The sequence below is a fragment of the Vibrio echinoideorum genome (assembly GCF_024347455.1).
Taxonomy (GTDB): domain Bacteria; phylum Pseudomonadota; class Gammaproteobacteria; order Enterobacterales; family Vibrionaceae; genus Vibrio; species Vibrio echinoideorum.
Genome location: NZ_AP025483.1, coordinates 1404254 through 1415397, shown reverse-complemented (window position 1 = coordinate 1415397; position 11144 = coordinate 1404254). Strand labels below are relative to the sequence as shown.

The 11144-nt window shown below is 43.4% G+C and carries 10 protein-coding genes; 4 read left to right on the top strand and 6 right to left on the bottom strand.

The annotated features are described in order from the left end of the window. Positions 1–565: 565 nt before the first annotated feature. Together speB and speA are read right to left on the bottom strand one after the other, a co-directional pair. The gene (gene speB / locus OCV36_RS06470) at positions 566–1492 is read right to left on the bottom strand and encodes an agmatinase (RefSeq protein WP_017072908.1); all 927 of its coding nucleotides are present in this window, start codon (positions 1490–1492) and stop codon (positions 566–568) included. Further along, complete coding sequence (gene speA / locus OCV36_RS06465) at positions 1492–3381, bottom strand: arginine decarboxylase (protein ID WP_210114705.1); 1890 nt, start codon at positions 3379–3381, stop codon at positions 1492–1494. The genes speB and speA overlap by 1 nt, the downstream gene beginning before the upstream one ends. 578 nt (positions 3382–3959) lie before the next feature. Between speA and OCV36_RS06460 the strand changes: the two genes are divergently transcribed. From OCV36_RS06460 to OCV36_RS06445, 4 genes are all read left to right on the top strand, one after another. Continuing rightward, the gene (locus tag OCV36_RS06460) at positions 3960–5396 is read left to right on the top strand and encodes a coniferyl aldehyde dehydrogenase (RefSeq protein ID WP_135454763.1); all 1437 of its coding nucleotides are present in this window, start codon (positions 3960–3962) and stop codon (positions 5394–5396) included. Continuing rightward, complete coding sequence (locus tag OCV36_RS06455) at positions 5393–5971, top strand: TetR/AcrR family transcriptional regulator (RefSeq protein WP_017072911.1); 579 nt, start codon at positions 5393–5395, stop codon at positions 5969–5971. The genes OCV36_RS06460 and OCV36_RS06455 overlap by 4 nt, the downstream gene beginning before the upstream one ends. Positions 5972–6443: 472 nt before the next feature. Further along, entirely contained in the window at positions 6444–8018 is a 1575-nt protein-coding gene (locus tag OCV36_RS06450; protein ID WP_135454761.1) for an ABC-F family ATP-binding cassette domain-containing protein, read from the top strand. 112 nt (positions 8019–8130) lie between these two features. Continuing rightward, on the top strand, positions 8131–9369 hold the full coding sequence (locus tag OCV36_RS06445; RefSeq protein ID WP_135454759.1) for a leucine-rich repeat-containing protein kinase family protein: 1239 nt from the start codon (positions 8131–8133) through the stop codon (positions 9367–9369). Between the two features lie 140 nt (positions 9370–9509). Here OCV36_RS06445 and OCV36_RS06440 read toward each other — a convergent pair whose 3' ends face one another. The 4 genes from OCV36_RS06440 to rpmI form a co-directional block, all read right to left on the bottom strand. Then, entirely contained in the window at positions 9510–9947 is a 438-nt protein-coding gene (locus OCV36_RS06440) for a hypothetical protein (protein ID WP_135454756.1), read from the bottom strand. Between the two features lie 45 nt (positions 9948–9992). Continuing rightward, positions 9993–10310 carry a N(4)-acetylcytidine aminohydrolase gene (yqfB, locus tag OCV36_RS06435; RefSeq protein WP_135454755.1) on the bottom strand — a complete coding sequence of 106 codons (318 nt, stop codon included), beginning with the start codon at positions 10308–10310 and terminating at the stop codon, positions 9993–9995. A gap of 205 nt (positions 10311–10515) precedes the next feature. Further along, complete coding sequence (rplT, locus tag OCV36_RS06430; RefSeq protein ID WP_004733517.1) at positions 10516–10869, bottom strand: 50S ribosomal protein L20; 354 nt, start codon at positions 10867–10869, stop codon at positions 10516–10518. Between the two features lie 42 nt (positions 10870–10911). Then, a complete protein-coding gene (gene rpmI, locus OCV36_RS06425) occupies positions 10912–11106 on the bottom strand; it encodes a 50S ribosomal protein L35 (protein WP_017072916.1) in 195 nt (64 codons plus the stop codon). Positions 11107–11144 lie beyond the last annotated feature (38 nt).

Below are 11144 nucleotides of genomic sequence, written 5' to 3'. Positions count from 1 at the left end.
CCACCGAAAAAAAGAGTGTATTTCGCCTGTTTTATTATATTTTACTTACCCTTAAGCCTAGTCTTCCCTATAAAAAATGCCATGTCTGTGCGAGGAGACATCTTTTCGCAAATCCAAGTATTCTTTCAAGGTTTGAAAACACTAGTTAAAAGTTAGTAGGATGCTGATTAATATGCAAATGAGCTCACAATATAAATACACCTCTTCATTTTATAAATATATACAGCAATAAAGTTGATAAATCATTAGCGAATACAGGGCATTAATTGAGGTGAGCTCTGCATCCTTAGTAAAGCAGAGGCAAGTCCCATCTTTGAGACACCTCTCATAATCAATGTGATGGTTTTTTACTCACAAACCATGAGATAGGCCGTAGAATACGAACCTTTTAGCATGTTAGTTCACAGTCAAGAAAAGACTACTTACTGAGATGCAAGAGTAGAATTTTTGCTGCTCGACAAAACACAAAAGCCCATCAAGTTCAACCTGATGGGCTTCTGAATAAATAAGTGAAACGTTCGGTTAGCTAACCAATACAGCTAACCAATACAGCTAACCACTAGTGTCATTTTGTTAAGCGGTTCGCCGTCCAAACGTAAAGCAGCTCGAGAGCAATCGTCGCACCAGCCAATGCCGTAATCTCGCTTTGGTCATATGCTGGTGAAACTTCTACAACGTCCATACCAACCATGTTAATACCCTGCAAGCCACGGATGATTTTCAACACTTTATCTGAGTTCAAACCACCACACACTGGCGTACCCGTACCCGGTGCAAACGCAGGGTCCAAACAGTCAATATCAAACGTTACATAGACAGGTTTGTCGCCAACAGTGCCTTTTACTTGAGCAATGATTTCATCCACGCTCATGTCATTCGCTTGCATCGCATTGATGACGTTGAAGCCGTGACCTTCTTGCTTATACTCAGTACGAATCCCAATTTGCACTGAATGCTCAGGCGAGATTAGACCTTCATTAGGTGCATGGTAGAACATCGTACCGTGGTCATAACGACTTCCCTGACTGTACGTATCAGTATGTGCATCGAAGTGAATCAACGCCATCTCGCCATACTTTTTGCCGTATGCTCTTAGCAAAGGCAATGTAATGAAGTGATCGCCACCTAAACCTAACAGTGTTTTACCACTGCTTAGAATCGCATCAGCAGCCGCTTCTAAACGTTGAGTTAGATCTTCTGCATCACCACAATCAAACACGAGGTCGCCAGCATCAATCACCGAGGTGTGTTCAAATACATTGAAGTCCCAAGGGAATTTTTTGCCTTCCCACGCCAAGTTGACTGACGCACGACGAATCGCATCCGGTCCCATACGAGCACCCGGACGACCAGACGTCGCCATATCTAACGGCGCACCCAACACAACCACATCAGCGTCGTTATCAATTGGGTTTTGTACCAATGGACGACGCATAAACGTCATCGCATTGGAGTACAGCGAGTAATCGGGTTTGGTAAATAAATCGTCCATTAAAAATCCTCAAGATAGGTATAACCCATCAAGCCTTGTTCTAACTCTTCAAGTACGCTTTGCTGCTCTTGAGCTGGTACTTTCGCCGTGACCAATTCTTTGTAGTTCTGACGGATCAGATCCGTATCGATGTGAACATAACGCATCATGTCTTCAACCGTATCGCCTTCATTGATGTAATCGATGTTCGCTTCACCGCTTTCGTCAACGTTGACCACTACACTGTGCGTATCACCAAAAAGGTTATGCATATCACCCAAGATCTCTTGGTATGCGCCTACTAGGAAAAAGCCCATCAGGTAAGGTTCATCTGGATTCCATGCAGGAACTGGCAGAGTCGTTTCAATACCTTGACCGTCAACATACTGATCAATCGTACCGTCAGAATCACATGTGATATCCAATACCACAGCGCGTCGCTCGTCCGCATTATCCAAACCACTTAGAGGCAATACAGGGAATACCTGATCGATACCCCAAGCATCTGGCAAGGATTGAAACAACGAGAAGTTCACGAAAAACTTATCAGCCAAACGCTCGCTCAACTCATCCAAAATAGGACGGTGGTAACGGTTCTTAGTGCTCATTCGAGAGCTAAGTTCGTAGTTAATACGCAAAGACATCTGTTCTGCCCAAGCACGGTGCTGAAGGTTTAGCATGCCTGTCGCAAATTGGTTGTGCGCTTCTGCGATATCACTTTGCGTGTCGTTGTAGATCTCAATCAACGCTCGGTCATCATTGCCCGCATCTAGCTCTAAGAAGTTCTTCCACATGTTGTTTAGCAACATTGGTGCGTCAGCTTCAGGCGCCGCCATATCTTCCGGAGAATAGCTTTCTGTGCCAATCACGTTGGTCACAAGCACGGCATGATGCGCAGTCAACGAACGACCAGATTCAGAAATAATCACAGGTTGTGGCTGATTGTAGAGTTTACAAATATCCCCTACTGTCATCACGATGTTACGAGCGTACTCAAGCAAGCCGTAGTTCATTGAGTTTGACGACTGGCTGCGTGTACCGTCGTAATCCACCGCCAAGCCGCCACCGACATCGAGGTACTTCAATTGAGCACCGATATCGCGCAGTTCACAGTAGAAACGCGCCGCTTCGCTCACGCCATTTCGTACATCACGAATATTGGCCATTTGTGAGCCAAGATGGAAATGCACTAACTCTAGAACATCAAGTTGCTCTTCTGCTTTCAAGCGTTCAATGACAGTCAGCACTTGTGATGCAGACAAACCGAACTTCGACTTCTCACCACCACTTGCTTGCCATTTACCAGCGCCTTGAGAAGCAAGACGAATACGCAAACCTAAACGAGGTTTCACGCCAAGCGCTTTTGCTTCAGAAAGGACAAGATCAAGCTCTGACAACTTCTCTAAAACGATGAATACTTTGTGGCCTAGTTTTTCGCCAATAAGCGCAAGACGGATGTATTCTCTGTCTTTATACCCATTACATACGATCACTGAGCTCGCTTTTTGAGCCAGCGCCAATACCGCTAATAGTTCAGGCTTGCTACCCGCTTCTAGGCCCAATTGCTTCTGCTCTAATTGAGCTTGGCTCGCTAAGATCTCATCAACCACTTCTTTCTGCTGGTTCACCTTAATCGGGTAAACAAGCAGGTAACGGTTGTCGTACTGATATTCGTCGATCGCTTGGTTAAATGCGTTACAGATATTATGCACACGTTGATGCACAATTTGAGGGAAACGCACAAGAGCAGGCAAACCAATATTTCGCAGCTCTAACTGTTTTACGATCTGACTTAGCGGAACTTGATGATCGGTTTCGCTCGGTGAAACATACACCTCGCCGTTATCATCAATTCCATAAAAACCTTGGCTCCAGTGCTTTACATTATACTCAGCACGGATGCGTTCCAAATTAACCGAATTTTCCAATTCTAGAGACCTCACACTATAGGGCCATCGACAGAAGATACCTCAGTGGAATAGCGAGGTATAACCCAACAAAAACGTTAGAAAACGATTTGTTGGCTGCATTAACCGATATTATTAAGAGCGAGTCCAACCATTGATATTTGTGGTTACGATTACGTTTTTTTATCGACAATCCGACTTAAAGTGACAGGTAAGGTATTACAAGGTTTTAGGTCAAAAAACAGGCTAAAGCGCATTAGATTTACAGCACTTTCTAACAAAAGATAAGGTGCATAAAATACGAAAGACACATAAAATTCTTAGCTAATCTGGTCAAGTTAAGTCAGTGTTGTGACAAATATGAGCACTTCCCAATCTGAACTCTCGCTATCACTAACACAACTTGTATCCCGCGATTCGAGGCCTATTAACACTTCGTTCTTCCAACTAAAACTCGCTCACTTCAATGTTGTAAACGCTCAAATATTGAACTTTTTCCGCTCATCTCTTGTAAACACCAATATCTTCTAGTAACTTCAACTGACCAATCAATCGGTCAGCCTTCAGATTTAGGGAATACTATGAGTCATAATCTAGACCTTGAACCAAACACGTCGAACATCAACGACATGGATCAAATGTTCAACCGACAAAAAGATCACTACCGTAATAATGTTAATCCATCGCTTGAGCAGAGAAGAAAAGATCTCTCAGTATTAAAAGCGTTGCTAATGCGCTACCAAGAGCAATTGATTGATGCGGTGTCTGAAGATTATGGCCATCGAGCAAAACACGACAGCTTGATTGCTGATATCACCCCTTCTCTTCACCAAATCAATTACAGTGCTAAGAACCTTAAGAAATGGTTAAAGCCATCTCGTAGAAAAGCAGGCTTGATGCTAACGCCAGCGAAGATCACTGTTCACTATCAACCGGTAGGCGTTGTGGGCATTATCGTTCCTTGGAACTTTCCTATAATGCTCTCTTTAGGCCCTCTCATCACTGCGTTAGCGGCGGGCAACACTGCAATGCTCAAGATGTCCGAGTTTACTCCTGCGACCAATCGAGTTTTGAAAGCAATGTTGGCTGAAGGCTTTAGTGAAGATCAGGTTGCGATCATCGAAGGAGAAGCTGACGTTTCCGCGAAATTTAGCCAACTGCCGTTTGACCATATCCTATTCACAGGCTCGACCTCTGTGGGTAAGCACGTAATGAGAGCAGCAGCCGACAACTTGACGCCAGTGACTTTAGAATTGGGCGGCAAATCTCCAACGATTATTGCCCCTGACTTTGATATCGCTGACGCCGTTGAGCGTATCCTGTTTGCAAAAAGCTTAAACGCTGGCCAGATTTGTGTAGCGCCTGATTACATCTTATTGCCACGAGAAAAAGTCGATGCGTTCATCACAGCTTATAAGCAATACTTCAAAAAGCTGTATAAAGCAGGCATTGAGAGCAAAGACTTAACTTCAGTGATCGATATGCGTCAATACAATCGCTTGAAGGGTGTGATTACAGATGCGCAATCGAAAGGCGCAGTTGTTCACACGGTAACCGAACAAGCACAAGACGATGTGAACCATAGAATGACACCGCATCTTCTAACCGAAGTGAACGACGACATGGTCGCAATGCAAGAAGAACTGTTTGGCCCAGTTCTGCCTATCGTGCCTTATGATTCTATTGAAGAAGCGATCAACTACATCACGGCAAGAGAACGTCCACTTGCTTTGTACCTGATGAGTCATGATAAGCAGACCCAAGACCAGTTCTTATCGAACACACATTCTGGCGGTGTTTGTATTAACGACTCTCTAGTGCATGTGGCAGCAGAAGATGCACCGTTCGGTGGCATCGGCCCTTCAGGCATGGGACACTACCACGGCATTGAAGGCTTCAAGACCTTTAGCCATGCTAAAACCGTTCTAAGCAGAGGAAAAATTAACTTCACCAAGTTAATGCACCCTCCTTACAATAACCCAATTAAAAAGCTTCTGTTCAAAGTACTAAATAGATGATTACAAAAAGGCAAAAAATCTTAGATGCTGCGCTCTTACTCTTCTCTCAGCAAGGGCTAGAGGGCACATCTACCGGACAAATAGCGAAAACGGCAGGCGTAGCGAAAGCGACACTGTTTCACCACTTCGAGAATAAGTCGCTGTTAATTGATGAACTATTTCGCGAACTGAAACTTGAGCTATTCACTACGCTGGCTAAACACACAGATGTCTCTGAACAAGATCGCTATCAAGCATTAAAGTTCATGTGGATCACAGGGCTTGAGTGGGCGTTAGAAAATCCAGTTGCGATGAAGTTCTTCACCAATGTTCATTTCGATCCGACGACTCAAACTCGAGAAGTTATCGTCTCACAGATGTTCGCATCGCTAGATGAAATCGTTTTGAAAGGACAAGAAGCCGGTGAGCTGATGGTGTTAGACATCAATCTTGTTAGGCACTTCATCCACAGCCACTTTTTGATTTGTGCAAACTGGTTGATTGAGCAGAATGAGTTACCACCAGATCAATTAGCCAAGTACATCAGCGATAGCTTTGATATGTGTTGGCGAGCCGTTGGTGGTCAAAAACGGTAATTCCCACGTTCTTCAAAAAATCTAGCTTTCCAAAGAACGATCTAGAGCGCCTTACTGGCGCTTTAATTATTTGGATACATTTTAGTCACTTCATCATATTGACTTCCAGTACCTTCTTTCAGTAACATCCCACCATCATTTCAAAAGAGAATAACGCCATAATGAAGTACTAACATCCTGACATCCGATTTATTTTTATAAAAATCATTTGGACTCTCGGGGTTAGTGGGCGTTACTTCGTCATCTATTTCTTGAAAAATCAAGCTATTGAAGAGCAGTCAATTTAAGACCAACCTCTTTAAGATCTGCACCTTGAATAAAGAAAGCACTTCAGCAAGATAATCTCTATCTTTTGCTGTCATCCTACTTAAGTAACGTCTTTGGCGATCTAGACATAGAATCCCACGTAGGAATCTATGCAAAAAAGCGCCTCACCCCTTTTACTCGTTTACACGTAAAGGGAGGTATTTCTATGCCTACTATATTAGCCAACAATCTCTCATTCCAACTCGATACTGGTGAGTGGTTATTCAAAGATATCACCTTTAGTTTGAGCAGTCGCCTGACAGGCTTAGTCGGAAGAAATGGCGCTGGAAAGTCATTACTACTTTCGTTACTGGTCGGGAAAACGCAACCCACATCAGGCAGTGTTTCCAAACAAGGCTCGATCGGCTTCTACTCCCAGTTACCTTCCGAGCTATTGGATAGCGCAATCAGCATTGCTGACTTCTTGGGGATCACCGAAAAGTTAGACGCATTACACGCCATAGAACAAGGCAGCTGCGAACTTCAGCACTTCAATATCGTTGGGGAGGATTGGGATTTACAAGCGAACACCAAGCAACTTTTAGCCACATTGAAAATAACCAGTGGGTTGACCACACCGTGCCATACATTGAGCGGTGGACAACTCGCCCTATTACAGCTTCATCGGTTATTCGTATCAAACCACGACATACTGATTCTCGACGAACCTTCAAACCATTTGGATAGCGATGGACGCAATTGGTTACTAGAGCAGTGTCAGTTATTTGAAGGTAAAGTGCTTGTCGTCAGTCACGACCGAAGCTTATTGAGACACATGGAAGGGATCTATCACCTCAATAGTTTGGGCATGCGCTTCTACAAAGGGAATTACGATGATTACTTCACGCAAATGTCGAGTCAAAGTGAAGCTCTGGACAAGCAGATAACGCATCATCAATCGGAGAAGAAACGACTCGAGCGCCAAGCTCAGACTAACAAGGAAAAAGCACAACAACGAGAGTCTCAAGGTAACCGACTCCGAAAGTCGGGTAGCCAACCCAAGATATTATTGGATGCAATGAAAGATAAAGCAGGGCGAGCCCAAGGAGCATCGGCAACAAACCACAAGAACTTAAAGGATCAAAACCAACATAAACTTCAATCTCTTAAAGAACAAAAAGAGCAACTGAAGCCGCAAGCATTGTATCTACAACAAGCGAATGCTTCTAAAAAACACTCACTATTAACCGTTGAAGAGTGTCGCCTAAGTTTTGGTTCTGGTGATCCTATCAGCTTCTCTCTATCACAAGGAGAACGATACTATCTAACCGGGGCTAATGGGTGCGGAAAATCGACACTGTTAAAAGCTATTCACGGCCAACACTCGAACTATATCGGATCCATTAAGCGCTTACGGGCGACGGTATACTTGGATCAACACTTTGGCCTGTTAGACATCAACGACACCATGTTCGATAGTCTGATGACACACAGCTTTGGGCTAACAGAAAGTGACGCACGAACCTTGTTGGCTGGAATTGGATTCAAGCGAAACTCGGTATATCGACAAGTAGCTCATCTCAGTGGTGGCGAGAAAATGAAGTTAGCGATGTTAATCGTCAGCCATAAACAAGACACCCCGCTTCTATTGCTCGATGAACCGGACAACCACCTAGACATCGACTCAAAACAAATATTGGCGTCCGCTTTGCGTGAATACCAAGGCGCGTTCATCTTGGTGAGTCATGATAGCGATTTTGTTGAGGAGATCGGTGTTAGCCAAAACCATATCGAGCTTTAGCCTCGTAAATTCGTTCACTTAGTTTAGCTAGGCGAGCATCGTTCGGTGCTCGCCTTTCTCGATTGAGACAAGTAAACTACGCGCCTCGAACATCTATTCATAAGGCTAAGGTTTGCATACTCTAGAACAATTAAAATCAGGGCAATTCAAAGGTATTAAGCGCTTACAACTGTCAGAAGGTCTCACTGAGTTTCCTTTAGAGATCTTAGAACTCGCTGATTCTCTTGAGATTCTAGACCTATCAGGTAATCAACTGTCAGATTTACCTGAAGAGTTATCGCAACTGACCAACCTGCGTATTATCTTCGCGTCAAATAACCTGTTTACGCACCTTCCTGATGTTCTCGGTACCCTTCCTAAGCTTGAAATGGTTGGCTTCAAAACGAACCAAATCAAAACCGTTAGCGAGCAATCTTTGCCAGTTCAGTTACGTTGGTTAATCCTGACAGACAATGCGATCGAGGTTCTCCCTCACTCTTTAGGTGAAAGACCACGCCTACAAAAACTCGCATTAGCGGGTAACAAGATTCGCGTTTTACCAGAAAGCATGGAAAACCTATCAAGCCTTGAGCTAGTTCGCCTATCTGCAAACCAACTGACTGAATTCCCAGAGTTCCTTATCAAGCTACCAAAACTGGCTTGGTTAGCCTTTGCGGGTAACCCGTTTTGCAAACACCCAAGCAGCTTAGATAGCGTGCCTGCCGTGAGTTCGCAATGCTACTCACTCAATCAAGTGCTGGGCCAAGGTGCATCTGGCGTGATTTCTCATGCTAACTGGTTAAACAGTGACTTTGATTTCCCACAAGAAGTGGCCGTTAAAGTATTCAAAGGCGAAGTCACCAGTGATGGCTACCCACACGATGAGCTAGAAGCTTGTTTGCAGACTGGCTACCATGGCAATTTAGTGAAATCTATTGCCCAAGTTGATGAAGATGACTATTTGGCTTTGGTCATGGAACTTATCCCAAGCAGCTATTACAACCTAGGTTTGCCCCCTACTCTTGAAAGCTGTACTCGCGATACGTTCAACGAAGGCTTTGAGCTTTCAATTGCTCAGATCAATAGCATTACCGAGCAGATGATCGATGTGTTTGAACACCTTCATCAAAACAAAGTTTGTCACGGTGATTTGTACGCGCACAACACCTTGGTCAATGAACAAGGTCAGATGATCTTTGGTGACTTCGGAGCTGCAACTATCTACGGTTACCTGACTGAAGAGCAGCAACAAGGCATTCGTCGAATTGAAGCACGTGCATTAAAGTACTTTATTGAAGACCTATTGACGGTTTGCGCTGCAAGTGACATCAATTCAGAGCTGTATAAGAAACTCGAAAGCTATCACGCATAAGAGCTACCAAGCTTAAGCATTCAATCAAGTTTCTCCATAAATGAAAAAGCTAACGTTAATCGTTAGCTTTTTTTGCTTTGGAATTTGATGAATCCAATCAGAATAAAACTCAAGTTTGGCTTATTTATGTTGCGAATGACTTAACTAGCTTCCACTTGAACAAGCTTAAGGTAAGAGTGGAGTTCTTGATTCTTATATTCCACTGCCGAATGAATATTGAGGTCTTTACACGCGACAACATCAAACTGGTAACGATTGTCACCTTTATTAATTTCAACTTGCAGCAACCCGCTTTTCAGCAACCAATTGCCTTGGGTTTCAAACCGGTCAAACAAACGATATTCAGTTAAGCTACCATTCGAATGAAAGTGCACCTCAGTAATGTACCCTGCTGGGCAACTTTTTACCCAAGTCCGCCCTAAGACATCTTCTTCAACAAAGTTTCTTTTACTCTCGCACCACTTTAAATAATCGGCACTCTCACTCAGATCACTATCAAGGTCATACTTAGACAGTAACGTTTGGTCTTGTTGTTCACGACAATAAAGCTGAAGCAGTGTCTGCTGGTTATTACTCATTAATTGCAATCCCTAGCTAGTCAATCCAATCCAATCCAATAAGGCTTAAGCTACCAACTCATAAGAGACGACATAAAGCTCAGAGATCCCTGGGTAGATATCTTGAATCACACCCTTCAGGACTTCTAGCGTCATGTTCTCTTGCTCCGCATGGAACTCGCCTAAGTCATCAAACAAGATTGGCTCTACGCTAATGATCTTAAGATTACAGAATACACGTCCCTGCTCTAGCGTTGATACTTCTACAACACTGCCAGGCTGGTAATCGCGCTCAGATTCATCACGAATCGTAATGGTCTTTTTGCCAGAAAGGATATCAGTTTCAAAACGTTCGAAGAACGTCATAGTGGTAGGTGTGTTCATAGAAAACCTAGCGTTAATTAAAGGTAATATTGAGGCTAAGTTATATAACAGAACGGAGAACGAAGCGAATAAAATCTAGGAAGATAAACTGCTGATACGAGATACGAGATACGAGATACGAGATAATATGCAAAAGCCAAATTACAGGCAATAAAAAAGGAGAACCGAAGTTCTCCTTTTCTTAAACCTTTAAGCTAACTCTAAATTATAGAGATGCTTTCGCTTTTTCAACTAGAACAGCAAATGCTGCTTTGTCGAATACTGCGATGTCAGCAAGAATCTTACGATCGATCTCGATAGATGCTTTCTTAAGGCCATTGATGAAACGGCTGTAAGATAGACCATTTTGACGAGATGCCGCGTTGATACGTGCAATCCAAAGTTGACGGAATTGACGTTTCTTGTTGCGACGGTCACGGTAAGCGTATTGACCAGCTTTGGTAACTGCTTGGAAAGCTACACGATAAACACGTGAACGTGCTCCGTAGTAACCTTTAGCTTGTTTTAGAACTTTCTTATGACGTGCACGAGCTTGTACACCACGTTTTACGCGAGGCATTATGCTTCTCCTAAACTAAACGAATTTATAAACTAAAAAGAATTAAGCGTATGGCATCATACGAATAACTGCAGCCACTTCACATTTTGGAAGGATTGAGTTAGGACGTAGCTGACGCTTGTTCTTAGTAGTACGCTTAGTCAGGATGTGACGTTTACCAGCGTGCTTAAACTTAATACCACCAGCAGTTTTCTGGAAACGCTTAGCAGCACCTTTGTTGGTTTTCATCTTAGGCATGATGAATAACTCCGCATTGTTGAGTTGTTAATAACATA